Raw genomic sequence first — 26,652 nt, 5'->3', positions numbered from 1 at the left:
TTGAATTGTCAAAAATTATTTATTTAATTCTAATTAATTGTAGCAACAGTCACTTACCTTTTATTCTTCCTATCCTAAAAGCTGGTAGCTAATAGCTACCAGCTCTCTCAAACAAACAACTCTTTAATAATAATATACACCCCCATTACCAACACAAACCATCCAAATCCTTTCTTCAACTGATCGGCATGGATCTTTTTACTCAGGCTGGAGCCGATGAATATCCCGGCAATGGCCAGTCCGGTTATAATTAACAACAAAGACCAATCCATGGTTTGTTTCCCCAGGTCACCTGTAAACCCGATCAGTGATTTGGCGGCAATGATCAGCAAAGAGGTGCCGATGGCCTGTTTCATTGGGATCTTGCTCAATAATACCAGCGCCGGTATGATCAAAAACCCTCCGCCAGCCCCCACCAGTCCGGTAAGTGTTCCCACTACAGCTCCTTCCAGAAGGATCAGCGGGTAGTGATATTTCCGAACACCTTCGGTATGGGCATTCCCATTGGTTTTTTCGCGTATCATTGAAATCGAGGCAAAGACCATCAGGATGGCAAAAAGAACCATCATCAACAGTGACTTCGTCATCACAAAGTCGCCTACCCGAAAAACCTCCATCGGGATGGCTGGAACTAAAAAAGCACGGGTGGCATAAACAGCGAGGATGGCCGGGGCGCCAAAGATAGCAGCCTGCTTCAAGTTGACCTCTCCATGCCGGTATTTCGGAAAAACGCCTACCAGACTGGTCGTGCCTACGATGAAGAGAGAATAGGCTGTGGCCAGAACTGGCTCAACCCCAAAGAGATAGACAAGCACAGGAACAGTAAGGATGGAACCACCCCCACCAATTAAACCAAGAGAAATGCCTATAACCAATGAAGCGATATACCCTAAAATCTCCATTCAATGCAATTTAGGAAGCAAAAATGGATATTCAGGTTGGATTTGTGTGTGATAGGAGTCACTCGTGTAAAATCCTGGTTTTATACGTGTTAACCGGATTGTCTCGCTTCCCGGGCCGGTCTACTTTTGTGAAAACCAGTGAATATGCAAAGAAGTGCACTTATTCAACTCTATGAAAATTTTGTCCCTAAATGGGGGAAAGAATCCGTGGATCTCTTGACCCTTTATATCGACGAAAAATCAAGCGCGAATATGAAAGAAGAGTTGAAAGACGTCGCCACGAAGGCCGGTCTTCTAATAGTGAAAGAAGATGTACAAATGCTTAAGCTGGATGTACAAACGCTCAAGCTGGATGTAAATGTGCTCAAAGAGGATGTAAATACGCTTAAGGTAGATGTAAACGTGCTCAAGGCGGATGTACAGGCGCTCAAAGTGGATGTGCAGGCTCTTAAAGTAGAAGTACAGTCTCTTAAAGTGGAAGTGCAGGGCATTAAAGTGGATGTCACGGCGCTCAAGGTAGATGTGCAATACCTCAAAGATGATGTGCAGGAAATAAAGAGAAATATTCGCTTGTTGGAAAAACAGTCAAATGAATTTGTGGTGCTTCTTAAAGACACAAAAGCAGAACTAATAAAATGGATGCTAATATTCTGGGCAACCCACCTTACACTACTGCTTGGTTACCTGATTTTTCTGAAATGAGGAGGACTTCAAATTAATAACCTTGTAAAACCATGAATGATGGAAAAAATGGAGGAAAAAATTTCCGCGGTATCCACTGAGTTAACAAGGCTGAAAGAACTACTGGTAATAAGCTTTCAAAAAGTGGACAATAACTTTGAAATAGTGAAAGTAGATTTCACTTCTATTCAAAAAAAGAGAGAGACCCTTACAAAAGAAGTGGAGATACTAAGAGGAGCAACCTCGGAAGGGTTTGATGATGTTGGTTCAAAGATTGAATCGCTAACTTCCGAGATCACAAAAATTGGACAAACAACAGGTTATGATGAACTTTTCACGAATCGTAAATCAATTTCCTAAACTGGATTATTGCCAACGAAAAATTAAAAAAATGAGAGGGGATTTAAGCATTCTGCTTGGATTCATGATCTTTACCTTATCACCGCATCCTGCTTCTGTATAATCGTACGAATAGGAAACGGTATTTCAATGCCTTCAGAGGCATACCGATTCCGTAATACCTTAATAAATTCAGAAGTGATCAGGAATTGATCAGCATACTCCTCTACCTGGAGAAACACTTTGAGGTCAATACTACTTGGGCCAAACTGGTAAAACCGAACAAATGGTTCAAAATCTTTGATACCTCCTGCATGATTGGCCAATACTAAACGAGCTACTTCAATGGATACACGTTCCACTTTATCCAGGTCACTATCATAACCCACTCCCACGGGAACATTAAAAAGCAATTTTCGGTCGGTCAAAAAGAAATTCTCAACAATTGAATCCGCCATTTTACTATTGGGTACGATGATCACATTGTTCTGCCCTGTCTGGATCGTAGTATTCCTCCAGGTGATGTCTTTTATAAACCCTTTCTGCCCCCCTTCCAATTGCACAAAATCGCCAATATTCACTTTACCCGAAGCAATGATCTGTAAACCGGAAAATAAATTCGACAAAGTTGGCTGTAAGGCCAGGGCTACTGCCAAACCTCCAACTCCGAGGGCTGTTAACAAAGGACCTATCGCTACGCCAAAATTTTGCAGGATCAGGATCAATCCCACACAATACACCACCACCCTTGCAATATTGGCCAAAATTGAGGTGGAGGGTATCTCACTTCCGTCTCGCTGCGAACGAATCTGTAACATGCCTCCTACTATCCTTGCCGCAACCCAGGTAAGTGTGAATATATAAATGCCCCCAATCACATTCCGTAAAATGTGCTCATTCCTTTTTACAAAAGGCAGGTACTCCATGCCGATGGGGAAAATATAGACGCAAGCAGCTAAAAAGAACCAGAAGATCACCCATTTACCCACACTTTCCACGATCAGGTCGTCACTCTTCCATTTGGTGCGCGTGGTGAGTTTATACAAAAAGGGGAAGATCAGTTTCTTGACAAGCCAACCAATAATAATACTGCCAATCAATGCGGCGATGATCTCTATGATATGTTCCTGCTTCATATTAAAATAACTGGTGTATGGCCGCTTTTAGAAAGGGCCCCACCGGCAGGGACAAAATTACCGAAGCTTCTTCTGAAATCGTAGATTCATTGTCAAGGAATTTCAATACCTGTGCTGGTTTATTCTTTTGAAATAATTGAAGAAATACCTGATGCCCGGGCATTCGCTGGTGTCGAAGCACATCAAGTAGTACACTGTCATAGAACCGGAAGCGTGCAGGAGGCTGTCCAACAGGTTGATAACTTTTAGCTGTATCATAATGCCGCGCAAGTTGATCCACCAGTAACCGGGATTGTTTTTGAATGAATTGAAACGTATACCCGCTTGAGCCTTTTGTTTGCCCACCCGATGTACCAATGGAAATAACAGCCCCCTCACCAGCAGGAAAGCGGTAATTGGTCATGGGAATGATACCAAACTCTTTCTCCGTAATGGTAAAAGGACCGGCCGTCACATGCTGTCGGATATAGGTATCCAGGCCCAGATCATACTCTTCATCTTCCAATAATTCAGACGAGAATAAGGTGTATTCAACAAGGGCCGTGTGTTTGTCAAAGGGCATTACATAGACAAAACAGGTGCCTCTTGACTGATCAACCCGAAAATCCATGAGTGTAGCTTCGGCGGGATCAAATACCGGATCTTGTGTTTTGATCACCCATCCTTTGAAATGCTGCAACATCCAGATCAACTTATCCGAAGCCGCTGGTCGGGGGGAAGGGATGCTATTGAAGATCAGCGGTGCGTGATACCGGTTGCCACCTGCCGTACTTACCCAACCATCCGGATTTACCTCGACCACTTCTTCCTGCTGGATGGTAAAATTGGATTGGCCTTTCAGGATACGAAGATTATAGGCATAGAAATCATTTCCCCGAATCATTTTGTAGGTATAAGGAGAAATATCCAGGCAACGGGAAAACCCCTCTCCATGCACCCAGGTCTTTGGCCATTGATGATGGACTATTGACTCAAAGAATCCCTGCCCCTTTTCCCAAAAACACCAGGTACGGTCGTTTTGGGTTTTGGAGACCCGGTCGATCAACAGTATTTTTTTATCGGAAAATTTTCCTTGTGCCACCAGGCGCGAAGCGAGACTCAGGCCGGCACATCCCATGCCTGCAATGATGATATCGTATACGTGGATGGAATCAGTCGGCCTCTGGGGCATATTCCACTTTTTTACCGGCCATTAGTTTTTTGTCACGCCATACTTTCTCCCAGTATTTCCGGTGAACATACAACATGCCAAAACTCTCGCCTTCCTCCTTATTCAGGTGCTTGTGGTGCATTTTGTGCGCCCAGCGAATAGCGCGTACATAGGTGCTTTTGCTGCGGGCAAACCACTTGAACCGTTGGTGAATGATCACATCATGGACCATAAAATAGGCAAAACCATAGGCCATGATCCCAAAACCAATGGCCTGCATCCACCAGGTATGATTGAAAGTACCAAAATAAATAAGCAACATACTGGGCACGGCAAAGATCACAAAGAAGGCATCGTTTTTTTCAAAGAAACCAGGTTCTACCTGGTGATGATCCTTATGCAAATACCAAAGAAACCCGTGCATCACATATTTATGGGTGGCCCAGGTGACACCCTCCATGATGATAAACGTAGAGATCAATACCAGAACATAAAATAATGCGGTCATACAAATTCATTATTTGTGGTGAAAAATACACCCCTTCTCAGGCGAGCAATCGTTGGTATCGCTTGTTCCACCATTCCTCTACACGGGGAAGAGCCAGAAGGAACCAGGGCGTAAAGGCCTCCGGGTTTTGTTTCACCATTTGTGCGATCTTATACAAATGTAAATATTGGTATTCGCTAACTTCTTCGGGATCCGGTTCTACCCTGCCGTCAAATTCACCGGCAAAGACGTGATCGAACTCATGTTCCGTCAATCCATTGTCAAACGGAGCCTGGTAAATAAAATGAAATATTTCTTCCAGGTCGGTATCAAAGCCCATTTCCTCCTGCAACCGGCGGTGTGCGGCGGTTTCAGTCAACTCGCCAGGCCTGGGGTGACTGCAACAGGTATTGGTCCATAACCCACCACAATGGTACTTTCCTTCGGCACGGCGCTGCAGAAGCATACGCCCTTCCTTATCAAATACAAAGACGGAAAATGCACGGTGAAGCCACCCCTTCTCATGTACCAGGGTCTTGGAAGAGGTTCCGGTCTGTTCATCCTGCTCATTCACCAATATAATATCATCCTGGTCCATATCAGATCAATCCCATTTGATTCTTCAAACTGGCCCGCAACACGATCATCATTTTCATGTAGTTCGGAATGCGTATCCTTGATTCAAGTATATGCGCCGGGCCTGTTTTACAGATCTTGCGGAAAAGGGAAAGGTAATATTTATAGGCGACATAGACCCCAAAGCGGGACTTCATGGGCAACTTGAGAATGCCGGCATAGGCCTTGTGAAAATCGCGGTGAATATCTTCCTCAATCTGCTTTTTCTCGGCAGCGGTAAAATTGTTGAAATCACATCCGGGAAAATAAACACGCGAAAGACCATTGAAATCGGCCTTTACATCCCGTAAAAAATTGACCTTTTGAAAGGCGGCCCCTAATGACCGGGCCGGAGCTTCCAGTTTTTTATATAATTCTTTATTCCCTTCGCAGAATACATAAAGACACATCAATCCAACCACCTCAGCCGAACCATAAATATATTCCTGGTATCCGGCTTCATTGTAAGAAGTTCGGGTCAGATCCATTTCCATGCTATGAAAGAAAGCATCGATCAGCTCGTGGTCAATATTGTACTCATTCACTGTCTTCTGAAAGCTCTGCAGGATCGGGTTCATGCTGATCCCTCGTTCAATTGCCAGATAGGTATCCTTCTTGAATTCGGCCAGCAAGGTTACCTTATCATGATCATGAAAGGAATCTACGATCTCATCCGCAAAGCGTACAAAACCATAGATATTGTAAATGGGTTTACGCATGTCATTGTGCAACAGGCGGATCGCGCTCGCAAAAGAGGTACTGTACTCCTCCGTAGTGGCCCGGCTGCAGCGTTCGCTGACGGTATTAAACAGACTGAACATAGTTACTTGAATATAAGCTAAAAAACGGCTTAACAAACCGCTGTTTTGGTTTTCATTGTTTATAGGCCAATATTCTTAAACACCTCCCGGGCCACTACCTCTCCACTGATCAAACTGGGAGGAACACCCGGACCTGGTACGGTCAATTGTCCGGTGAAAAAAAGATTGGAAACCTTTTTACTCTTACAAGCCGGCTTAAAAACAGCCGTTTGCATCAAAGTGTTCGCTAAACCATAGGCATTTCCCCGAAAGGAATGATAATCGTTGACAAAATCGGTAACAGAATAGGTTTTCTTATAGATCACTGAATCGGCAATGGGTTCACCAAGATGTCTTTCCATTCGTTTCACGATCATTTGAAAATAATGTTCTCGTACCTCCTCACTGTCATTTTCCAATCCGGAGGCTACCGGAATCAGGAAAACAAGGTTTTCCATGCCTTCGGGAGCTACCTGTTTATCGGTCACGGAATTCACACTTACATAAAATAAAGGATCAGTAGGCCAGCCTGGACGCTTGTATATTTCAGCAGCATGTGAATCAAAGGGAACATCAAAGAACAAGGCATGGTGACGGGCATTCCTGAGTTTCTTGTTCAGTCCTACATAATAAAGTAAACAGGAGGGAGCCATCACACGCCTGTCCCAATAGGCCGGTGAATAAGTGCGATAGGGTTCATCTAACAACACTGACTCTGTAAATTGGTAATCGGCACCCGAAACCACTACATCGGCCGCATAGGTTTTCTCCCCACGGGAAGTTTGAATACCGGTGGCCTTCCCTGCTTTTACCAGAATCTTTTCCGCCGGTTCATTGAAATGAAATTCAACGCCCAGTTCCACCGCCAATTTATACATGGCCTCTACCACGGCATACATCCCCCCATTGGGATACCAGGTACCTCCCTTTATATCGGCATAATTCATCAGGCTGTAAAGCGCCGGAGTATTCTCTGGTAAAGCGCCCAGAAACAAAACGGGAAACTCCATCAGTTGACGGAGTCTTGTATCCTTGAAATGCTTTTGAATATGTTTTTGAATAGACGTAAATACATCCAGGCGAAATACGCCCTTTACAATATCCCAATCCAGAAACTCGGTCAGCGATCGACCGGGTTTTTGAACCAGTTTATTGATGCCGACTTCATACTTAAATGCGGCTTCCTTCATGTATTTGTCCAACTGCGCTGCACTTCCTGGTTCAATGGATTCAAATAGCGATTGGAGTTCTTCGTAATTCGCGGGAACATCGGTAAACCCTTCGCGCCAGTAAACGCGATAGGAAGGATCGAGGCGGGTTAGTGTATAATATTCGCTGGTCTTTTTGCCAAAGGCCGCAAAATACCGGTCAAATACCTCCGGCATCCAATACCAACTGGGGCCCATGTCAAACGTGAACCCTGCCTCCTTCCATTGACGGGCACGTCCTCCCGGACCATCGTTCTTCTCAAATAGTTGAACCTGGTAACCGGCTTTTGCCAAATAGGAGGCAGCAGACAATCCGGCAAACCCGCTGCCAATGACCAGGGCTTTCTTCAAAATGAAAGGGTAATTATAAGTTAGTTTCTGCTGATCTGTTCTTTCAGCAATTTACGCGCAAAGTGAATCCGGCTTTTAATAGTACCTAAAGGCTCATTCAGGGCCTCAGCGATCTCATGGTATTTGTACCCATCAAAATACAAAAGAAAAGGGGTACGGAAGATATGTGGTAATTCATGTATCGCTTTATGGATGGCCTTTATATTCAAATCACTCTCCGCCGCATTGGCCACCGTGGTTTGACGATTGTTCAACAAAAACTCGTTGGGAGAATTGTCAAAGATCGTATTCTGCTTAGCCTTTCTCCGGTAGTTATTGATGAAAATATTGCGCATAATGGTGAAGAGCCAGGCTTTGATATTGGTACCCACATTATATTTTTCCTGGTTGGCCAGCGCCTTATACAGGGTCTCCTGGTACAGGTCACGGGCGGCCTCATTATCGCGCGTCAGATTGATCGCAAACGGTTTGAGGAACTCAGCATTCTCCACAAGCAACTGATTGAACTCCACGGTAGACATAGTTATAATGTTTAATTATTTCGAGTGTGAAGTTAAACAGAAATCAATGTTTAAACAAAAAATCCGTTGAATATTTCGTTAACAAAACTTAAACAAATAATAGCTTGATTTATAGGATTTTGGGATGAATGAGATGCATCAAGGGTGCTTGAAGGATGGGAAATGGGGGATTTGGGAGGGTGGAATCAGAGGGCGTGGAGGAATTCCATGACCTCGGCGAGGGAGTACTTGAACCGGACATTGGAGGGGATCTCCTTCTTGTACATGGAGGTAAGGGGACCGGAAATAACAAAGGTTTGATCCTTCATCCGGGTTTGAAGATTGAGAAGGAACTTGTCCATATGAAAGGTGCGGGAAGGAGAAGTCAGGTGCATGAAAACGTAATCGGGCTTTTTCATACGCACCACATATTCCAGGTCCTTTACCGGAAGATCGGCACCTAAATAAATGACCTGTGCCCCGCGGCTTTTCAGCAGAAAATATACATAGAGTAAAGAAAGCTCATGGTGTTCACCTTCGGGTAAACAGAGGAGAAAACTGGTATCCAGGGTTACAAGAGACCTTGTACCCTCAATGCCCCGGATCAATTTCTGGCGGATGATATTGGATACAATATGCTCCTGGGCCGGGTTGATATGTCCGGTCTGCCAGAGAATACCTATTCTTTCCAAAAAAGGGAAAATAATCCGGGTGATCGCGCGCTCCACCCCGTGACGGGAAATATAACTATCCAGCGTGCGTTCAAAACCTTCGATCTCCAGTTCCACCATGGTGTGGATCAGGTCGTGGATCACCCGTTCTTGCTGGGCTTCTGCCTGATTAAGGGAGAGAATCTTTTCCCGAATCTCCTCCTGATCCATCTTATTGATATGGGAAATCTTATACCCAAACTTATTCAACAGGGAAATATTCAACACCACCCGCAGCTCTTCGTTGGAGTAATACCGGATATTGGTACCCGTACGCTGTGGCTTAAGAAAACCATAGCGCTGCTCCCATATCCGGATGGTGTGGGCCTTTATACCCGACAGGTTCTCAACGTCTTTGATGGTGAAACCGTTCATACGTCAGTAATTACAATCCTTGTGAAAAAAGGTTTGGAGAAAAGGAAAATAAGAAAATAGAAACAGAGAAATAAGGAATAGGGATGTAAGGGAGGTGGCCGCTACTTCCTTATTTCGCTGTTTCTTATTACTTATTTCAAAGGCTTTTGTTCAACAGCCGCCCCTGCTCAATCAACTTCCCCAACGGCCCTGCAATGGCAGGGTGGCCAAGAGCCTCAAGGTGCCGAAAGCTGTGCAGGTCTGTACCCGCCAGGTCGTAAAAATCATTCTTGATCATATACTGCGCCAGGTTCTGACTGGATTTTCCATAGAACCCGGCCAATGAATTGATGTTAAGTTGAAACAGGTATCCTGCCGCTTTTAATTCCACAAAGAATTCCTTGTTTCTTTCATGATATACATAACGTTCCGGGTGGGCAATCACAGGCTGGTAGCCTTGTAACTGCAGATCAAAAAGCATCTCCTTCAGGTCAAGCGGCGGGCTAGCCATGGAGAATTCCACCAGAACCATATTCCCGGAGATCGTTAGCAAAGACTCTTTTGTATCCAATAATGATTTGAAATGACCATCCAGAAAATACTCCGCGGCAGCCTGTATCTCCACACCTATTCCTTCCTCCTCTACACGTTGCCACAATTCCAAAATCCTGCTCCTGATATCATCGTGGGTATTAGGGTACATCTCCCACATGATATGAGGGGTTGTAATGAGTTTTTTAAACCCCATACCAGCCAATCCCCGGATCAATCCCAGTGAGGTTTCCATATCTGGCGCGCCATCATCCACACCCGGAATGAGGTGTGAATGCATATCGGTATGCAGTCCGGCATACACCGGTGTCGTATTCTTTGATTTAAAAAGGGAAAACATGAAGCACGAAATTAAAGATTCCTTATCGACTCTTCTTACTTAACAACTCCCCGTATAACTTTTCCATATCCTTAACTAACCGTTTGTAGCCATATTTGTTCAGCACAAAATCCCGGCCGGCATCACTCATTATTTGTCTCTTTTGCTCTGAATCGACCATTTCCACCAACTGATCGGCGAAAGCGTCCTCATTGCCCAGGTCGGCCAACAACGCTGTCTTTCCCTCGAGCACAACATCGGCAATACCCCCCACGCGGGTAGACACGATCGGTCTTCCAGCGGCCTGTGCTTCGATCAAGCTTACGGGAGTTCCCTCGTTGAGGGAGGTGAGACATATTATATCCAATCCGGCACAAACCACATCCACATCCATCCGCCAGGAAGTAAAAATCAGCGGTGCCTCTGGGTTCTTTTCACCCGGCGCGGCAAAAGGAATACCCGCTTCACGGGCCATGGTCATGATCGGCTCACGGCTTTCACCGTCTCCTATGATAAAGGCTTTCACCGGTTTGTTGCTCCTGGTCAATACCTTTTTTAGTGCTTTGATGAATAGTCCATGATTCTTGATGGGTACCAATCGCCCAATGATACCGATCGCGATCGTATCCTCCGCCAGTTGAAATTCATCCCGGAATTTCCGGCGTTTCAGGTCCTGATCCATTACAAAGGGATCCAGGTCAAGACCAAGGGGGATGATATGAAATTTGTGGGCAGGCGCGATCCTGAATTCATCCACCAGTTCATGCCGTTGTTTTTCGCTGATCGCGACTATCCCATCCGTAAACCGCGCGAGGTATCGCTCGGCCCGGATAAAGAAATTTGTCTTTAGCGGGTTGAAATAGGAATGAAATACATGTCCGTGAAAGGTATGTACGATTACCGGCACCTGACAATTCCTCGCAGCCAGGCGGCCGAGGGCGCCCGATTTGGCGGCATGGGTATGTACGATATCCGGTTTAAATTCCCGAATGATCTTTTTCAATTTTTGATAGGCCTTCCAATCATCATTAAATGAAATGGCCCTTTTCATTTCAGTCACACAAAGAGGTGTGATACCATGGTGGGTGGCCAGTTCATCGGCATCCTGCTCATGATCATCCTTATCCCCTGTTACGAGCAGTGTCTCAAAATCGGGTGACATATACCGGCTAAGAAATACAGCGTTCTTGGAGGGGCCGCCAACAATTAGGCGATTGAGAATACGAAGTACACGTGGCATGTCAGGAAAAATGGGCTAATGATTGAAACAAAAAAACTAATCCAAGGGTCCGCTTTCGGTTTCGCATCCACTCCCAGATGGTAGGATGAAAATGAAGCGGCCTATTTTCACAGACAGGTTTACGGGGGGTAATGGTCTCACCACGAATGATCCTTTCCAACACTTCTTTTAACACAGGCAAGGCCGCTGCATGCTGCAGGATCGGATAGGTGGCAAAATTATCGTTCTTTGAAGGTTGCAAAAAGATTTGGTCGATGATTCCTCCGGTATCTACTCCTTTATCGACAAAATGGATGGTGGTGCCAAAAAGTTCAGGTTGTCCGCTTGCCAGGGCCCAATATCCCCCATGAACACCTCTAAATGCAGGAGTTATACCATCATGAATATTGATAAAGGGGGCCGTTACACTTTGCAGGGTCTGGTTGGAAATGATCCTTGTACCATTGACAAGTACCAGATCGGGGTTGAGCTTTTGCAGCATGGCCTGGCACTCTTTGCTATTGACCGAACTTACCGGCACGATCCTGTTACCTGTCGGTTTTCGGTTGTCAATCCGGTATTGTTGATAGAGTAACCTTTTTTGTTCCCGGGAAAGAAAATTGATAAGAGGAGAGATACAGGAAATAAAAAAAACCTGCCCCAAGGCCTTCATCCATCCGATCCGCCTGGCCCGGTTACGTATCAGCAACCAACGCGAAACCGGTTTTTCCAAAATGACATGGTCAATAGGAATCTGTGGATGAATATGATTATATATCATCCAGGTTGAATCCGTATCTCTGGCGAGAAGTACGAGTCTAGGTCCTTGTATGGTTGGTTCGTTCATAGATCTCAAATAAGTTGAGCGACTCCATCAGCCCTTTTTCCCTCGCAATGGAATACTCCTTCAGGATGCGTTCTAAAAACTCCATATTCTTTTCCGTGTGACTTCCAAAATTGTGTGGATGCCACCAAAGATGATAAATACGACCTTGCCCGGCTGCATGCCATATACTTTTTTTGATCCGACGAAATCGAAGTGGATCAAACACCGAAAGCGACGATGACCAGGGTCTTAAAAAACGACTGGCGGGTACATTGATGATCGGCGCGGGTTTCGGCCATGCATGGGTGTGATGACCCGTAATATTCAAATAGGCATCGGCCAATCTTATGGCACGGCGAAACGAATTCTCCTCCTCTCTGGATAAGGGGCGGTAAACAGACGACTCCTCATTTCCTCTGAATACTTTAATACCAAGCTCTTCACAAATGGAAATATGTACCGGCCCATATTGATTTCGGGGAAAGATGATACTGTGGATAGGGATTCCCTTTTCATGGGCCACTTCGATGGCCGCTACGAGGTCGGCTCTGAATTGCTCCGAAGTTGTATCCTTTTCCAACGCATAAAAATGGCAATAGGTGTGCGTACCGATCTCCTGTCCGGGTGACTGACGGATCTGCTGGATAAGATGCGGGGCAAAATGGTAGATCCTTTCAAGTGGTTGATCCCTGACATAGGGATAAGGATCATATTCTTTCCGCAAATAATCAGGTAAGGTGGCCGGCCATTTTTCCATCAGGACTTCCTTGTTCTCATGAAAAAGAAAACCCACGGTAGCCCAGGTACAATGCACCTCATAGCGTTTAAACAGATCCAGTAAGGCAGGAACCACTTCCTGCACTTTGGCAATGTTCGGGCCATACCCTTCGAGGCTCCGGTGATCACGAACACCCCAGAACAATTCAAAATCGAGTGATATGGTAAAAACTCCTTTTGCCATGTGTTGCTTAAGTCATATACTTATTATACCAATATTGAAAGGATAAGAGTATCCATAGTTTTTCGACCGTATCGTGGGTAACCGAAGATTGCAATTCTTTTCGGATGGATTCAATATATTCCGGATTTAAGATCCCTTGCTCACGAATGGTCGACTCCTTGAAAAGATCATTAAACAAATATTCATTCAATTCGTGTTTGAACCAATTGAGCATCGGCACATCAAATCCTTTTTTGGGGCGGTGGTAGAGTTCCGGGGGCAACAGGCTTCTAAAAGAATCCCGCACTATACGTTTACGGTGGTTGCCCTTGATCTTGTATTTGGCAGGCAGGGAGAAGGCAAACTCTACGACATGATGATCCAAAAAGGGTGACCTTACCTCTAATCCATTGGCCATGCTTAGCCGGTCTACTTTTACCAGCATATCCCCGGTAAGCACCAGCTCCATATCTGTTCTTAATACAGAATTAAAATCTTCTTCATTCAGGTAGCGAAGGGCATCCTGTTTTACTTTCTCAACCTGGCTTTTATTTACCTGCGCCAGTGTTTCCGGGGTCATGATACGGCTAATATCATCGGTTGTATGGATGGAGGCCCATCGCCAATAGCGATCGTGACAATTGAGTTTGCTGCCTTCAGCAAAACGATCGAGCTGCCTGACCAGGTTGCCGATCTTACTCGTACGGTTACGGGGCATGGCTTTCCACAAGGGATGACCGGCCCTAACCAGAAAACTGACAAGGTCACGGCGACGTGCCCGCCATTCGGCATAGTGTTTATTATATCCGGCAAATACCTCATCCCCGCCATCACCCGAAACGGCCACCGATACATATTTCCGGGTTTGCTGGCTTAAGATAAACTGTGGTAAGAGAGAAGGATCGGCAAACGGCTCATCGAGATAGTCGAGGGCAGGAAAAAAGGAATCGAGATAATCCGAATGATCCAGATAGAAAACCGTATGGTCGGTCTGAAATTTCTTGGCGACCATTTCAGCGTACTGTGTTTCATCAAAGAAATTATCGCCTTTATAGCCTACCGAGAAGGTGCGAAAATGTTTTACATGTCTGCTGGCCAGGGCAACCACCACCGAGGAGTCGATACCTCCGCTAAGAAACGCTCCCAGGGGAACATCACTTACCAATCTTTTTTGTACGGCTTCATCCAGCAACCGCACAAGTTCCTTTTGTGCATCATTATAGTTGAGTGCCGATTGATAATTTGTCGCTACGGGCAGTACATACCAGGGTTTCTCTTCCCTTGTTCCTTCGCTTACCCGAATGTCGAGACAATGCCCGGGCGCCAGTTTGCGCACCCCCTGTAATATGGTTTGGGGTTGTGGTATATAAGAGAGCTGAAAATATTGGTAAAGGGAATCGTAATTGATCTGTTTGGGGATTTCATAAGCCAGGATGCCTTTCATTTCCGAGGCAAAGATCAGGTTGTCCTCATCCTCAAAAATGTACAAAGGCTTTTTACCAAACCGGTCCCTGGCCATATAGAGACGGTTTTCCTGGTAATCATAGATCGCAAAAGCAAAGAAACCTTCCAATTCAGAAAGGCAGTCAAAACCTTTGCGGATGAAAAGGTGAAGGAGAATCTCGGTATCGGACTGAGATTGGAGGGCGGCTTTTTGTTCTTCTGAAAAATGACGGTCGCGAAGCTGCTGATAATTGAATATCTCCCCATTAAATACGATCACCCAGCGATGGGTAGGGTCCCATTTTGGCTGGTGGCCCCCTTCGCTGGTGTCAATGATGGAAAGCCTTCGATGTCCCAGGGCTACATGGTGGTTGGAATAAACACCTTCGTCATCAGGCCCTCTTTTTTCGAGAGAAACAACGGATTGTTGTATTTTTGAAAGTCGCTGCCTGCCCCGATCTGTACGGGCTATGATTCCGGTGATGCCACACATCTGACGCCAATTATTTTATGCAATATATTACTATAAACGATTACTTATTACTTCCCATCTTCCTTTTTATTGTATATATAATGGCGGCATATTTTCGGAATAAATACTATCCGATCCTGCATCCACTTCGAAAGTATTTTCTGCCTGCCTTTACAGTAAAAATCGTTGGGGCTGTTTTTATCGGTATCGTTTACCAGTATTATTATAAAGGTGGGGATACCCTTAATTTTTGGGAACACTCCACCTTGATCAATTCCTCACTCTCCGACTCCTTTTCCACCTGGTTCAAATTGCTGACCGCCTCGGCTGACCCCTATGATACGGATGTTTTTCCCTATACCTCCAAAATGATCTGGTACAGCAGCCCTGCCGACTATCTGGTACCCGCCATCGGCGCATTTATCGGCGTATTTACGCTTACCACCTACCTGCCAACGGCTGTTGTCTTCTGCGCAATTTCCTTTATTGGTATTTGGAAAATGTTTGTAGTATTTACCAAACTCTACCCGAAGCTACAAAAGCAAATGGCCATCTCCTTTTTGTTTATTCCCAGTGTTTTCTTCTGGGGTTCGGGATTTTTGAAAGATACGCTCACTTTTAGCTGTATCGGTTGGCTGGTACACTATTTCTACCTGATATTTTACGACAACAAGAATATATTGGCCAACAGCGTGAAATCCCTGTTCTTTCTCTATATCATTTTTGTGGTGAAATCGTATATCGTTCTGGCCTTTTTGCCAGCTGCCTTGTTGTGGGGAATGGGTCTTTTGTCCTATAAGATCAAAGACACCCGCTGGATCATTGTGTCGCGATATTTACTCTATGGCATCAGTATTATTGCCCTTGTAGTGGTGGGGGGAAGAATGCAAACGGAATTATTTGGGGAATATAATGTGGAGAGTATTGCCTACAAATCCTCGATTACCCGGGATTATTTATACCGTATCTCCAACGAGCAGGATGGCTCGGGATATACGTTGGGTGACATGGACCCAACCTTGATGGGGATGCTGGAGAAGGCGCCGGCCTCGATCAATGTAACCTTGTTCCGGCCATATTTATGGGAAGCAAGAAAACCAATTGTGTTCTTATCGGCCTTGGAATCACTTATCTTCCTTGGCTTTACGATCATTGTGATCTTTAAGAACAACCCAATCCGGGTTGTCTTGCGGATCCTGGGGGATGAAACCCTTCAATTCTGTATCATCTTTACCCTGGTATTCGCCTTTGCGGTAGGATTATCTACGTCCAATTTCGGATCCTTGTCCCGGTATAAGATTCCCTGTATGCCTTTCTACCTCGCGCTCCTGTTCATCATTTTTAATCCGCCGAAGGAACAGCTGGTATTACGTAAAAAGTTCCAGGAACAAAAGGGAAGTGGAACGTAAACTGTAGTGGTCTTCCATATGCTGCCTGCCCCGTTTACCCATTCGCGTGCGCAATTCAGGATCGGCTATCAGTTTTTGCAAACCGCTTTTCCAGGCCCCGGGTGAGGAACAGATATACCCACATTCTTCATGGAGAAGTATTTTGGGGTTAACCCCTACCGGTGAAGCTAAAGCGGGGATTCCGCAAGAGAGGTATTGAATAAGTTTAAAACCACATTTCCCTTCAAACCAGGGGCCTTGCTTTAGTGGCATAACACCTATATGCATACGAAGCAGGTCTTCCAACTCCGTTTCCGCTTTCCATTTTACAAAAGTGAAAGGGAAATCCCATTCTGGTGCTTTATTGGAAATGATAAGGATCTCACAGGTTCCCGACTCGGCCAATTCTTTCAATACCCCTTCTATTTCTTCCAGGTTATGCAGCGTGGTATGTGTACCTGTCCAACCCACCACTACCTTCTCTCCTTTATACTGGTCCCGCATGGCATGGTGACCCTTTTCCGTGTCCACCACAGTAGGTATCAACACCACATTCTTATTGTAGGGACGGGCATAGTCACACAAAAAGTCATTACCGCCCACTACCTTATAGGACCATTTGATGATATACCTGATCTTCCAGGTAGCTTTGAGGAATTTTTTAAGAAAGGAAATCTTTTCCCCGCCAGGTATCCAGATGGCATCATCATATTCATGTATGATCTTTTTGCGAAAAACCTTGGCCAATAACCATTCAAATACGGGAGGCCCAAGCGGAGCCGCCTCGCGATGAATAAATATATAATCGGCTTGCAGGGATTTGAACAAATGCCCTACACGTCTAAAATATCCTTTGAGCGTACCCAATGCTTTTTGCATACCGCTACCCTTTCTGTATAAAACCTTCCAGGCCTGTTCATCCAAAAAGGTCAGCAGCTCATAGGTATACCCTTCACTGTCCAACAAGGGCAAAAAAAGTTCTACCCGGAAACGTTGGGAAGGGGCTTCGCCCAGGGGATAGGGTACCCAGAAATGTATGTGTGGTTTTTTCTCAGGCATAAATGGCAGGATAGATACGCGCCGGAATGGAATAGGAGCGGTAGGTTTCTGCATTATGTAAAATCTTTTCCCGCAGGGCTACTTTATCGGTTCCATTGAGCAGCTTGTCCAACTGTTCAAGTGCCGCCTGGTGTGCACTGGCATCGGCCATATCCAGAACCACCCCCGTACCGGTCTGCTGAATAATTTCTGAATCATCGGAAATATTGGGACTGATCACAACGGGTAATCCCATCGCCCAATATTCGCCATCCTTGATCGGAGTACAGTATCGTTTGGAAGGCACCGGTTTTACCGGAGTAATGCCAAAATCGGCGAGGGACATATAACGTGGCACATCCTGGTGGGGGACAAATTGATTGACCAATACCTCACGGGGAATGCCGGACTGGTCAAGCTGGGCATCCAACACGGCTCTTTTCTTATTGGTCAACAACAGGAACCGGAACCGGTCGCCCCAATAAGAATGGGCTGCCTTTAAAAAAGAAAATACCTCCTCATTATAATAGATATCGCCCAATTTGCCGGCATATACACAAACGATCTTGTCATCACCCAATCCCAGCGAAGAGGCCAACTGGAGGTCTTTGGGACGCGGATAAAATAATGTAGAATCCACACAGGCGCCCTTTACAAACATTTTTGGGCCGATATCGATACCATAGGTGGTTTTGGCAAAATCACGCATCCCTTTGGTTGCAGAGATAATATAGGTTGCCCGTTGAGCTTGTCTTTTCTCTAACCAGAAAAGTATCCGATAGGCCCACCCTGTTTTTGGCCAGGTACCATTCTCGACCATTGCTACGGCATGGGGTTCGAAGCTATCGATCACCAGTTTGCGGCCGGTTAATACACTCAACACCCAGGCCATGCCCCCTGCCGGTGTACAAAAAGCATGGATCACATCAACCCTATTGGCCACGATCAATCTGAAAATGCGCATGACCTGTGCTGCAAACCCAAGTAGTTTTTTGATGCCAAACCGCCGGTAAGGAAAGGCGACAAGCTCGATATTCTGCTCTTTCCAGGAATTGTTTATTTGTACAATTTCTTCGGGAGAAAGGCTGATGGCCTCCTGTTCGGAAGTCACTAAAAATATCTTCTTGTCAGCGGGTATGGCTTGCCGAATGATCTTAACATAAGGCAAGGTGTAGGTTTGTATAAGCGCATCCTTATAACTCCACTGGGTGAAGATCAGCAAAGCATGTTTGATCTTTATCGGAGACGTTGAATCCATTTTCGTCCAATCACAGATTTGAAAAATAATAAAATGAATTTCCGGTTTACCCCTGCACCTGCAATAGCACGGCAAGCTTCTTTTACGGCAGCAGCCCGATGATGATCCAGGTATTCATGTATGCCACAGAAATAATGTGACCAGGCCCGTATCTTTTTTTCTTCGCCGTGACTTAGCTCCAGTTCCCGCACAACCCAGTCAGTTGCTTTTTGTCGTGCTTCGATCACCCGCTGGTTATTTCCCATCGAGCGGTCATCATGCTCCCGCATGCTCATGCACACTTTATCTTTTATAAAAAGCCGGAAGCGTTCGGTATTGAGCAGGATAAAAAGCCAATCCTCCATGCTCGATAACTCACGTTGTGGTGGGAAAGGTTTGAAAAGTTTATCCTTTATCCGGATACAATAATTACAGGCGAGTATATTACCGGCTAAAAAGAAATCACGATCATACCACCCTTCCGCCAGCGACTGGATAGGCGCCGGTTTATGCTGTCCATCACGAAGAAGAAAATCATATTTAGTGGCCAGAAAATGAATCCCCGGCGTTTTTCGGATTACCTCGTACAAGGTAGAAAGATAATCCGGTTTCATCAGGTCATCCGAATCAAAGAAAAGGGCAAATTCACCAAGCGCTTTTTCCAATCCAAAATTCCGCGCCGCGCCCCGTTCTTCATTCTGCTTAAGAAAATATCTTACTTTTTCATGCCCACCAAAAAACCGGGTCACAATGGCACCGGTATCATCGGTACTGCCATCATCTACCACCAATATTTCAAAATCAATAAAGGTTTGACCCAATACCGAATGTATGGTTTCGGAGATCAGGTCTGCACGATTATAGGTTGGTATGATTACGGAAAAAAAAGGCATGTAACTTTTTTAGCGCTCGTTTGCATCCTGAAATCCTTACGGACAGTTTTACTGCTATGCTACAAAGGGGCGCAAGAGGAGTTAGGAAAGAAGCTCGTTGTAAAGGGAAATATGCATCCGGGTTTTTTCCTGAACGCTAAAGGCATAAGCGTCTTTTTTTGCCTGGGCTGCCATGCGTTTGGCTTCTTCCGGGTTTTGTTTCATGAAAATTACGGCTTTAGCAATAGCCTCTGCATCTTTAAAAGGAACCACATAGGCATTCACCATATGGCGGGCAGACTGGTATGCATAACCTGACAGGGTCAAAATCTGGGGGCGTTGGGCTATCATACCTTCAATGATGGTGATGCCCCCTGTTTCCACATGTTCATCAATCGGAACATGCAGATGCACATCGAATAGTTGGTATAGCGCGGACGTATCGTTTACAAAACCACCGTATACCACTTTATCTTCCAAACCGTACTCTTCGATGAGCTGCATGGCTTCATCATAAAAAGAGCCTTTTACGCCAAATATAAAAAACCGTATTTCTGGGTAGTCTTTTAGCAAGCGGGCCGCTTCAATGATAAATTGGTGCCCTTTCCAAAATTCAAACCGCGATAAAACACCTACAACAAAGGAATTCTCCAGGTTAAGGTCTTTCAATTGCTCCCGTACAGCTTGTACCCTTTCCGGGCTCACTTCATAATCGGCAGGTTTGACGCCATGATAGATGGTACTCAGCTTTGATTTATCAAAATCCCAGTTTTCATCCAGGTATTTTCGGGCGATATCCGAAGTAGCAATGACACGTTGGGCTGTATTGAAGGTGAATTTATCCAATCGCTCCTGTTTCTTATTGTTGAAATCATGTGCCCAGCTTACATTCTCGCAGGTAGTCACCAGCTTATTCAATCCGGCCATTCTACCCGCTACCTGGCCGACCAGATTACCAAATGGAAGGGATGAATGGATAAGATCCACATTATATTCTTTGATCAGGTCGGACACCATGAGCATATTCTTGATATGCGACCATTTTCCGGTGTGCGGAAGTTTATAAACGGGCAAATCAAGTTTAGCCAGATCATCACAGAGGTAAAGATCCTCATCAGCATTGATATCAATGATGACATAGACCTGGTTGATGCCTTCCTTTTTAAGTTGTTCGGCAAACCAAAACCATTGAAGAGACTTCTTGATGTGAGAGAGGCAAAATAGAACGGTCATATCCAGGATTTGACTTTTCGCAAGGTCAATAGGACTAAGGTGGGAAGTTGTAGTTTTCGGGCAATATAAGGCACTCGCTTTTCCTCAGCGATCCAGTCAGCAGGATAATTCTTTTGAAGAAAAAGAAGGATACGTTTTGAATCCTTGATATTTCCTGCGGCATATAGCGCCCTTAACTGATAACTAAGATGATAAAAAAGGGATTTGCGCTGATCCACTTTTTCGAAGATGGAGGGCTTGATGGAAAAATCATGCTCCATCGAATAGGAAAATGCATCCTTCAGGGGTGAAACGGAACGGAGCAGGTTGGCTGTTTCCGTCCAGCCAAGATGATCACAAAGGTTGAGATAAACCCGGCACCAATCAACAATGAACCTGTCTTGCTGGGATACAGATTTACTTTCCTCATGCAGGCGATATCTGGCGTAAACATCCGGAACAGCCTTGAACTGACAGACACAAGCCAGCCGGGCAAACAGGTCATAATCCATTCCATAATGGAGGGCTTCTGAAACACGGCCATTCACCAGATCCAGGTATTTCTTCCGAAAAAAAGCACCGGGTTGAGAAAAGGCCATTCCCGAAATATACCGTTCCACCGAAGGGTCAGGATACCCAAAATCTGTATGATCATCCCCGGCCTTACTAAATACCACAACACCTCCGTGAATTAAACCAGTCTCAGGGGGAAGTGAAGAAAAATGTTCATTTACTTTATGCAAAGTGCCTGGTGTAAAAAGATCATCGCTGCACAGCCAGGTAATGATATCACCAGTGGCCCGCTGAAACCCTTTATTGATCGCATCGCTTTGGCCTTTATCTTTTTCACTGATCCAAAAACTGATACGGCCTTCATACTTCCGGATGATATCCACCGATTGATCCGTACTTGCTCCATCAATAACGATCAGTTCCAGATTAGGGTACCCTTGTTCAGTGACGGATCGAAGTGTTTCCTCAATGTACTGCCCCTGATTAAAGGAAGGTATGATGACAGATATTTTCAGCATTCTTTTAAAATCAGAAATTTAAAGCCATTGTTTTTTTTACCGCCAGACAGTCGCCACCACAGATATATAATTTATATCCCCATTTTCGCAACAAACTTACACTTTCTTGTGCTTCACGCGATGAGAGATGTTTATGTTCATAGATAATAATATCTGGTGATATACGATCAAAGTTTATTGTCTTTAAGGTTTCATAATCTGACCCTTCCGTATCGATGTGTACCAAATCAACTTCGTAAAACTGAAACCGCTCCAGCAGGGAATCAATGCGAAGCGTTTCAATAGCTATTTCTTTGATTCGATCTTGAATTCCCGGGAAATACGCCGTGTGCTTCTCAATCACATCTCGGTTGAAAGAGGAAAGTTGACTGGCCCATTCCGGTAATTCCTTTGCTTTGTCATCCACATAAAAGAAGGATGAAAATCCATCAGCAGGACCAACCGCAACATTCGCAAAATAAAGTCGCTGCTGCTCCCCTTGATAGTTCGCGACCAGCCGATCAAAAATGGACTGCATGGGCTCCACCAGTATCCCCCGCCATTCGTACTTTTTAATATACTTATGCAACGGATCTCCACTCATGCCATCATTGGATCCAATTTGCACAAACCGAACCACCCCGTTTTTGCAGGCATTATAAGTCTGCAATACCTTATCCAAGCCGGAAAGCCACCTTGGCCGGTTCCATCCAAACCTACGAAATACAATAAGTTCTCTGAAGAGCCTGGAATTCCGTCCCAACACACGCCCCACAATACTCAGCATGGTTTGCATTTATTGGCCGTGTCAATTACCGGGATTTTAAGCATGCTAACATTTAACTGTGAAACCTTTTTTCAAAGTACTTGAAGCTTAACCCCGAAAACCATACCAAAATGCCCATCAGCACAAAGGAAAGAATGGTTTTCCCGACTGAATTAAAGAGAAACCCGGCTTCGTACAGGAATTGAATAAAAAATATCTGTAAAAGGTAAATAGAATAACTCCGGTTGCCCAACTCGTTGAGGAAGCGGCTGCTGATCCGGTACTTTTGACTAAAGGAGAAGTAAGACAGAAAAAGCAACAGGGAAGGGATACCCCAGATCAAAAACCGCGGGTAGGAAACACCATCATAAACCACCCTTTCCCGTGTAATACCCACATGCTCATATCCATAATCCTTTCCCAGCATTACCACAAAAATGAGATAGAGTGAAGAGAAGAACAATACCTCTGAAAAAGGCGCAATCCGATCGGAAATCTGTTGCTGAAAACGGCCAATCAATAAACCAATACAAAAATAAAACAGGAAGGGTGAAGTGAGTTGGTCAATGATCACATTTTCAAATCCCCCGGTTAATACACCTGTCATGGCCAGGGAAAATAAAACCAAAAGCAGCGGGAAAAAATATTTTTTGGAGAATAAAGCAATGCAGATGACTGTGATCAGGTAAAATAGCATTTCAAAATTCAGGCTCCATCCCAGAAATACAATGGGATCCTGGTAAATATTATCATGTGCATTGGGGATGAAGAGAAAGCTTTTAACCACATCCATTGTGGAGAAGGTTGGGGAAATAGAGGATTCCCGAACGGCATCCAGCAAAAAGTGCATCAGCAGGTAAAGGGCCATCACCGCAAAATACAGGGGTATAACGCGAAGAAGCCTTTTCTTTAAAAACTCCAATGGCCGGTTATGGTAACCCGATTTTTCAATGCTGGTATAAATGATAAACCCGCTGATAAAGAAAAATATATCCACGCCTATGGCACCGCAAAATCGTTGGAGCTCGGTGGGGAAATGGACAAATACCACCAACATGGCGGCGATTCCTCTCAGGTGTTGGATATTCTCAAGCCTGCTTTTCAATAGAATTAAATATTTTCCTCAGTTGCTGGGTGAATTGTTTAAGCCGGCCACGGTCAAGAAATAACTGCCGGGCATATCCCGAAAAATAGGCCTTGTTGATCGCCAGCCTTTCTCTGTTCTCGCCTGAAGCGCCCAACAATTTCAATTCCAGGGTGCATCGCTTTTTCTGGGCTGCCATCCATTCATACCACCAGGCATGAAGGCTAAAACTAGGGTCCAATAATTCGCGATAACAATTCAAACGTGCATGGGCCAGCCCAAACCCAAAGATCATTTTTAATAAATAGGAAAATTGCATCCGGTTATCGGGCATGTAATGCGTTAACACCAGATCATCCCGATAATAAAGCCTGTACCCCATTAATCGAAAGGCATAACAAAGTTCTGAATCTTCACCTGCCATCATGTTCTTTCCTTGTCGGCCGATGGTCAGGTTCTGATAGCCGGTCTTTTTTAACCGTTCCCAGATGGATTTCCGAAAACTCAAGCCTGCACCCCACAGAAAGCCTTTCTCTTTCTCAATAAAGCCACTGCGGTCCATTTGCCTACCTACCGCATAGTGTTGCTGGTAACGAGGAAACCATTCCGGGGCCGCTTTTTCAAAGGCGGGTAAAGATTGTCCACCTGTAGCAGCGATCTGTGTGTCCATTGAAAACACTTCGCCGATCTTCATTACCCACTTCTCCTCTACCCAGTTATCATCATCAATAAATGAAACGATCTCAAATCGGGCTTCAGCCAACCCTTTATGTCGGGCATGTATCAATCCCGGATTTTCCTCCTTTACCACGGTAAAGGCCGTCACCGGTTCCTGTTCCCATATTCGTTTTGCCACACTACCGGAATCATCGGTTGAGGCATTATCTACTACGATCACCTCCCAGGGAAACCCGGGGTCAACCTGTCTTTGCAAGGCTTGCAAAGTGGGTTGTATCCGCGAAGCGGCGTTGTAACAGCAAATGATAATGGATATCCCGTTGAATGACATGTTCAATGTTTACCAGGATGCATGGATATCCACCCAAAACCCATAATCTTTTTTATTGGGAAGGCTGTGAAACAGGTCATGATAAAAGCCATAGATCTGCTTGGCCTTTTCATAATCATTCCATTTTCCGCCTAATTCCTCTCCAAAATTACCCGAAGTGCCTTGCTTGAAGGATTGGCTATAGGGAGGAACGGCTTTCTTATCCAGCCAATGAATAAAATGGCGGCCACCCAATTTGCGAAATACCTTGATGGGAAAATTATCCCATTGCCTCAACCGATAACCCCAAAGCCAGCGATTAAAATAATTGTTGGGAGGAAGGTCCAAATGGGCCAGGTTGTATTGGAAAATGAGCTTGAATTTGGTAAACCCTTTTTGCGCCAGCCCATCCAGCAAGGTCAGGTCATTGGCTTCTACAGAAATAAAGCGTGGCAGATTTTGCGAATCAAGTCCTTCAATACAGAGGTAATCATGGCCTTCAATATCTACTTTGAGATAGTAAGGCACCCCTTGCTCGCGTAGTACATTGGCAAAAAGCCGCGCCTGAATCTGAATGGCATGCCAGGGCAATCCATCACGACTGGTGATGGAAAGATCAAAGGAATTCCATTCAGGCTTTTCTTCATTGATATAAAAATCGAATTGCCCTTCCTCTTTGGCTACACCAATATTCAGGATGGTCAGTTGACCCGAGGCGGTTTCGGAGGCAAATCGTTTGGCTCCGGCCTCTGCCTGTACCGGATCAGCTTCAATGGCTACCACCCGATAGCCGCGCGACAGGTAATAGGCGGTGTCATCCCCATTGTGCATGCCCACATCATAGATCAATTTCTCCTGGTACATAAATTATTCGGGTTAGTGTTTGGTCATTGTTTTTATAAATACCCTGAGATAAAAACTGCCTTGTACACTTGTTTGCGAAAGCGACAGGGCCAGTTGAAATCGTTTCCACCAACCATATCTGGCGGCAGACAAAGCCTCCTCAAAAAAACTCTTCATGACAGAAGGGTGGAAAATCTTTTCCCGCGTATCCGCCTGGGCAAGTTTCTTTACCGGGGCAATCCCGATCCATTCCCCACTGTAAAAACGAACGTAGGCATCTTTCTCAGATTGACTTAACTCTGGTATCAACCAGCCAGTGTACCGGTGTATCAATTGGTGCCTGGTCTCTCCCAGCAGGGATGACCCTGCCGGAACCACCGCTTCATTTTTACTAATGGTCTCCCGGAAAAAACAAAGTGGCTCATTCCCCGGAAAATATTGATCTGAACAGATCCGGAACAAAACGCCATTGCTCCTTAATATATGGATGCGCATACCGTCCAGTTCCAGGTGGGGTATCTGGTGAGATTCTAGATAGGTCTTTAAGCACCGTTCAGGTACCAATTCCCGAAAGCCCTGATCTTCGTACAGACGGAGCGTGGATTCAAAATGTTCATAAAACCGCAGATAGCTGCTCATCGGTGCCGCCGCACCGATGGCAAAAATATCGGCGCAGGCACCGGTCAACTCGTAGGGATTTGAATTGGGAACAAATAGCACCTGCTCATTCAGGCTTCGTTGAAGCAGGGAACCAAAGGCAGGGGCGATCTCAAACCCGAGATCATACCGCATTTTTACCAACACCTCATACTTTACCCCATTCTCCTTTTCATAGAGGTCCATGAGGTTCCATGCCTGAAATTGAGAATAAAGCATGGAAAGAAGGCCGGATACAGGAATGATCGACTTAATGGAAACAGGCAACTCGTCAAACTGGCGCGAAGGTTCAATACGGAGTGCAGCAGGTTGGTACAACTCCCTGATTTCATTTTCATCCACGTTGGGAGGTGGTGGAGCTTCGCCTGCGTGGTCTTTCCACCAGGATGCAGTCACCGACTCCTCTATATCCCAGGTATGGGCAAACACATCTACTTCTCCTTGTTGCGTGAGGATATTTCGCAATGCCTCAAAAGAGGGGTGGGTATTTCGAAAACTCCGTAAATGACCAGTAAGAAGTAAAGCTATCCGCAAATCAAAATATTGAACTGGT

The 26,652-nt window shown here is 45.2% G+C and carries 27 protein-coding genes; 3 read left to right on the top strand and 24 right to left on the bottom strand.

Annotated features, from left to right (window positions below):
- Positions 1-107: 107 nt before the first annotated feature.
- Positions 108-902 (bottom strand): sulfite exporter TauE/SafE family protein, encoded by a 795-nt coding sequence (locus J0M30_04840; protein ID MBN8666809.1) that lies wholly within the window; start codon positions 900-902, stop codon positions 108-110.
- Between the two features lie 144 nt (positions 903-1,046).
- Here J0M30_04840 and J0M30_04835 point away from each other — a divergent pair, with 144 nt between their 5' ends.
- Entirely contained in the window at positions 1,047-1,604 is a 558-nt protein-coding gene (locus J0M30_04835) for a hypothetical protein (GenBank protein MBN8666808.1), read from the top strand.
- Between the two features lie 39 nt (positions 1,605-1,643).
- Positions 1,644-1,943, top strand: coding sequence for a hypothetical protein (locus J0M30_04830; protein MBN8666807.1), 300 nt, complete (start codon positions 1,644-1,646; stop codon positions 1,941-1,943).
- Positions 1,944-2,014: 71 nt separating this feature from the next.
- On the opposite strand, the gene J0M30_04825 is transcribed toward J0M30_04830, so the two are convergent.
- The 13 genes from J0M30_04825 to asnB form a co-directional block, all read right to left on the bottom strand.
- Positions 2,015-3,058, bottom strand: coding sequence for a mechanosensitive ion channel family protein (locus tag J0M30_04825; GenBank protein ID MBN8666806.1), 1,044 nt, complete (start codon positions 3,056-3,058; stop codon positions 2,015-2,017).
- A gap of 1 nt (position 3,059) precedes the next feature.
- Positions 3,060-4,229, bottom strand: a complete 1,170-nt coding sequence (locus J0M30_04820) for a hypothetical protein (GenBank protein MBN8666805.1) — start codon at positions 4,227-4,229, stop codon at positions 3,060-3,062.
- Positions 4,210-4,716, bottom strand: coding sequence for a beta-carotene hydroxylase (locus J0M30_04815; GenBank protein ID MBN8666804.1), 507 nt, complete (start codon positions 4,714-4,716; stop codon positions 4,210-4,212). Before J0M30_04815 ends, J0M30_04820 begins: the two co-directional genes overlap by 20 nt.
- Before the next feature lie 37 nt (positions 4,717-4,753).
- A complete protein-coding gene (gene idi, locus J0M30_04810) occupies positions 4,754-5,293 on the bottom strand; it encodes an isopentenyl-diphosphate Delta-isomerase (protein MBN8666803.1) in 540 nt (179 codons plus the stop codon).
- A gap of 1 nt (position 5,294) precedes the next feature.
- Positions 5,295-6,131 (bottom strand): phytoene/squalene synthase family protein, encoded by an 837-nt coding sequence (locus tag J0M30_04805; GenBank protein MBN8666802.1) that lies wholly within the window; start codon positions 6,129-6,131, stop codon positions 5,295-5,297.
- Positions 6,132-6,190: 59 nt separating this feature from the next.
- Positions 6,191-7,669: a phytoene desaturase gene (crtI, locus tag J0M30_04800; protein ID MBN8666801.1), complete on the bottom strand. Its 1,479-nt coding sequence runs from the start codon at positions 7,667-7,669 to the stop codon at positions 6,191-6,193.
- A gap of 20 nt (positions 7,670-7,689) precedes the next feature.
- Positions 7,690-8,190 (bottom strand): RNA polymerase sigma factor, encoded by a 501-nt coding sequence (locus J0M30_04795; GenBank protein MBN8666800.1) that lies wholly within the window; start codon positions 8,188-8,190, stop codon positions 7,690-7,692.
- Between the two features lie 185 nt (positions 8,191-8,375).
- Positions 8,376-9,254, bottom strand: a complete 879-nt coding sequence (locus J0M30_04790) for a MerR family transcriptional regulator (protein MBN8666799.1) — start codon at positions 9,252-9,254, stop codon at positions 8,376-8,378.
- Between the two features lie 136 nt (positions 9,255-9,390).
- A complete protein-coding gene (locus J0M30_04785) occupies positions 9,391-10,125 on the bottom strand; it encodes a hypothetical protein (GenBank protein ID MBN8666798.1) in 735 nt (244 codons plus the stop codon).
- Positions 10,126-10,147: 22 nt separating this feature from the next.
- Complete coding sequence (locus tag J0M30_04780; protein ID MBN8666797.1) at positions 10,148-11,344, bottom strand: glycosyltransferase; 1,197 nt, start codon at positions 11,342-11,344, stop codon at positions 10,148-10,150.
- A 1-nt stretch (position 11,345) separates the two neighbouring features.
- Positions 11,346-12,170, bottom strand: a complete 825-nt coding sequence (locus J0M30_04775) for a hypothetical protein (GenBank protein ID MBN8666796.1) — start codon at positions 12,168-12,170, stop codon at positions 11,346-11,348.
- The gene (locus tag J0M30_04770; protein MBN8666795.1) at positions 12,142-13,110 is read right to left on the bottom strand and encodes a polysaccharide deacetylase family protein; all 969 of its coding nucleotides are present in this window, start codon (positions 13,108-13,110) and stop codon (positions 12,142-12,144) included. Before J0M30_04770 ends, J0M30_04775 begins: the two co-directional genes overlap by 29 nt.
- Positions 13,111-13,117: 7 nt before the next feature.
- Positions 13,118-15,025, bottom strand: coding sequence for an asparagine synthase (glutamine-hydrolyzing) (gene asnB / locus J0M30_04765; protein MBN8666794.1), 1,908 nt, complete (start codon positions 15,023-15,025; stop codon positions 13,118-13,120).
- Positions 15,026-15,105: 80 nt separating this feature from the next.
- On the opposite strand from asnB, the gene J0M30_04760 reads away from it, so the two are divergent.
- Positions 15,106-16,413, top strand: a complete 1,308-nt coding sequence (locus J0M30_04760; GenBank protein ID MBN8666793.1) for a hypothetical protein — start codon at positions 15,106-15,108, stop codon at positions 16,411-16,413.
- On the opposite strand, the gene J0M30_04755 is transcribed toward J0M30_04760, so the two are convergent.
- From J0M30_04755 to J0M30_04710, 10 genes are all read right to left on the bottom strand, one after another.
- Positions 16,372-17,451, bottom strand: coding sequence for a glycosyltransferase family 4 protein (locus J0M30_04755; protein ID MBN8666792.1), 1,080 nt, complete (start codon positions 17,449-17,451; stop codon positions 16,372-16,374). The two genes, J0M30_04760 and J0M30_04755, sit on opposite strands and share 42 nt — an antisense overlap.
- Entirely contained in the window at positions 17,444-18,688 is a 1,245-nt protein-coding gene (locus J0M30_04750; GenBank protein ID MBN8666791.1) for a glycosyltransferase, read from the bottom strand. Before J0M30_04750 ends, J0M30_04755 begins: the two co-directional genes overlap by 8 nt.
- Positions 18,667-19,560 (bottom strand): glycosyltransferase family 2 protein, encoded by an 894-nt coding sequence (locus J0M30_04745; GenBank protein ID MBN8666790.1) that lies wholly within the window; start codon positions 19,558-19,560, stop codon positions 18,667-18,669. Before J0M30_04745 ends, J0M30_04750 begins: the two co-directional genes overlap by 22 nt.
- A gap of 81 nt (positions 19,561-19,641) precedes the next feature.
- Positions 19,642-20,772: a glycosyltransferase gene (locus tag J0M30_04740; protein MBN8666789.1), complete on the bottom strand. Its 1,131-nt coding sequence runs from the start codon at positions 20,770-20,772 to the stop codon at positions 19,642-19,644.
- Positions 20,769-21,782, bottom strand: coding sequence for a glycosyltransferase (locus J0M30_04735; GenBank protein ID MBN8666788.1), 1,014 nt, complete (start codon positions 21,780-21,782; stop codon positions 20,769-20,771). Before J0M30_04735 ends, J0M30_04740 begins: the two co-directional genes overlap by 4 nt.
- Positions 21,783-21,792: 10 nt before the next feature.
- Positions 21,793-22,548, bottom strand: coding sequence for an FkbM family methyltransferase (locus J0M30_04730; GenBank protein ID MBN8666787.1), 756 nt, complete (start codon positions 22,546-22,548; stop codon positions 21,793-21,795).
- Positions 22,549-22,600: 52 nt separating this feature from the next.
- Complete coding sequence (locus J0M30_04725) at positions 22,601-23,632, bottom strand: acyltransferase (protein MBN8666786.1); 1,032 nt, start codon at positions 23,630-23,632, stop codon at positions 22,601-22,603.
- On the bottom strand, positions 23,616-24,620 hold the full coding sequence (locus J0M30_04720) for a glycosyltransferase (protein MBN8666785.1): 1,005 nt from the start codon (positions 24,618-24,620) through the stop codon (positions 23,616-23,618). Before J0M30_04720 ends, J0M30_04725 begins: the two co-directional genes overlap by 17 nt.
- Before the next feature lie 9 nt (positions 24,621-24,629).
- Positions 24,630-25,463, bottom strand: a complete 834-nt coding sequence (locus tag J0M30_04715) for an FkbM family methyltransferase (protein MBN8666784.1) — start codon at positions 25,461-25,463, stop codon at positions 24,630-24,632.
- A gap of 12 nt (positions 25,464-25,475) precedes the next feature.
- On the bottom strand, positions 25,476-26,633 hold the full coding sequence (locus J0M30_04710; GenBank protein ID MBN8666783.1) for a hypothetical protein: 1,158 nt from the start codon (positions 26,631-26,633) through the stop codon (positions 25,476-25,478).
- Positions 26,634-26,652 lie beyond the last annotated feature (19 nt).

Source organism: Chitinophagales bacterium, assembly GCA_017303415.1.
In the GTDB taxonomy this organism is placed as follows: Bacteria; Bacteroidota; Bacteroidia; order Chitinophagales; family Chitinophagaceae; genus SpSt-398.
Note: the sequence above shows the minus strand (reverse complement) of the source record. Positions and strands in the feature narration are given on the sequence as shown.

Excerpts from the sequence above, each read along its gene's own strand:
- J0M30_04840 (MBN8666809.1), bottom strand. The coding sequence starts at position 902 with ATGGAGATTTTAGGGTATATCGCTTCATTGGTTATAGGCATTTCTCTT.
- J0M30_04835 (MBN8666808.1), top strand. The coding sequence starts at position 1,047 with ATGCAAAGAAGTGCACTTATTCAACTCTATGAAAATTTTGTCCCTAAA.
- J0M30_04830 (MBN8666807.1), top strand. The coding sequence starts at position 1,644 with ATGGAAAAAATGGAGGAAAAAATTTCCGCGGTATCCACTGAGTTAACA.
- J0M30_04825 (MBN8666806.1), bottom strand. The coding sequence starts at position 3,058 with ATGAAGCAGGAACATATCATAGAGATCATCGCCGCATTGATTGGCAGT.
- J0M30_04820 (MBN8666805.1), bottom strand. The coding sequence starts at position 4,229 with ATGCCCCAGAGGCCGACTGATTCCATCCACGTATACGATATCATCATT.
- J0M30_04815 (MBN8666804.1), bottom strand. The coding sequence starts at position 4,716 with ATGACCGCATTATTTTATGTTCTGGTATTGATCTCTACGTTTATCATC.
- idi (MBN8666803.1), bottom strand. The coding sequence starts at position 5,293 with ATGGACCAGGATGATATTATATTGGTGAATGAGCAGGATGAACAGACC.
- J0M30_04805 (MBN8666802.1), bottom strand. The coding sequence starts at position 6,131 with ATGTTCAGTCTGTTTAATACCGTCAGCGAACGCTGCAGCCGGGCCACT.
- J0M30_04795 (MBN8666800.1), bottom strand. The coding sequence starts at position 8,190 with ATGTCTACCGTGGAGTTCAATCAGTTGCTTGTGGAGAATGCTGAGTTC.
- J0M30_04790 (MBN8666799.1), bottom strand. The coding sequence starts at position 9,254 with ATGAACGGTTTCACCATCAAAGACGTTGAGAACCTGTCGGGTATAAAG.
- J0M30_04785 (MBN8666798.1), bottom strand. The coding sequence starts at position 10,125 with ATGTTTTCCCTTTTTAAATCAAAGAATACGACACCGGTGTATGCCGGA.
- J0M30_04780 (MBN8666797.1), bottom strand. The coding sequence starts at position 11,344 with ATGCCACGTGTACTTCGTATTCTCAATCGCCTAATTGTTGGCGGCCCC.
- J0M30_04775 (MBN8666796.1), bottom strand. The coding sequence starts at position 12,170 with ATGAACGAACCAACCATACAAGGACCTAGACTCGTACTTCTCGCCAGA.
- J0M30_04770 (MBN8666795.1), bottom strand. The coding sequence starts at position 13,110 with ATGGCAAAAGGAGTTTTTACCATATCACTCGATTTTGAATTGTTCTGG.
- asnB (MBN8666794.1), bottom strand. The coding sequence starts at position 15,025 with ATGTGTGGCATCACCGGAATCATAGCCCGTACAGATCGGGGCAGGCAG.
- J0M30_04760 (MBN8666793.1), top strand. The coding sequence starts at position 15,106 with ATGGCGGCATATTTTCGGAATAAATACTATCCGATCCTGCATCCACTT.
- J0M30_04755 (MBN8666792.1), bottom strand. The coding sequence starts at position 17,451 with ATGCCTGAGAAAAAACCACACATACATTTCTGGGTACCCTATCCCCTG.
- J0M30_04750 (MBN8666791.1), bottom strand. The coding sequence starts at position 18,688 with ATGGATTCAACGTCTCCGATAAAGATCAAACATGCTTTGCTGATCTTC.
- J0M30_04745 (MBN8666790.1), bottom strand. The coding sequence starts at position 19,560 with ATGCCTTTTTTTTCCGTAATCATACCAACCTATAATCGTGCAGACCTG.
- J0M30_04740 (MBN8666789.1), bottom strand. The coding sequence starts at position 20,772 with ATGACCGTTCTATTTTGCCTCTCTCACATCAAGAAGTCTCTTCAATGG.
- J0M30_04735 (MBN8666788.1), bottom strand. The coding sequence starts at position 21,782 with ATGCTGAAAATATCTGTCATCATACCTTCCTTTAATCAGGGGCAGTAC.
- J0M30_04730 (MBN8666787.1), bottom strand. The coding sequence starts at position 22,548 with ATGCTGAGTATTGTGGGGCGTGTGTTGGGACGGAATTCCAGGCTCTTC.
- J0M30_04720 (MBN8666785.1), bottom strand. The coding sequence starts at position 24,620 with ATGTCATTCAACGGGATATCCATTATCATTTGCTGTTACAACGCCGCT.
- J0M30_04715 (MBN8666784.1), bottom strand. The coding sequence starts at position 25,463 with ATGTACCAGGAGAAATTGATCTATGATGTGGGCATGCACAATGGGGAT.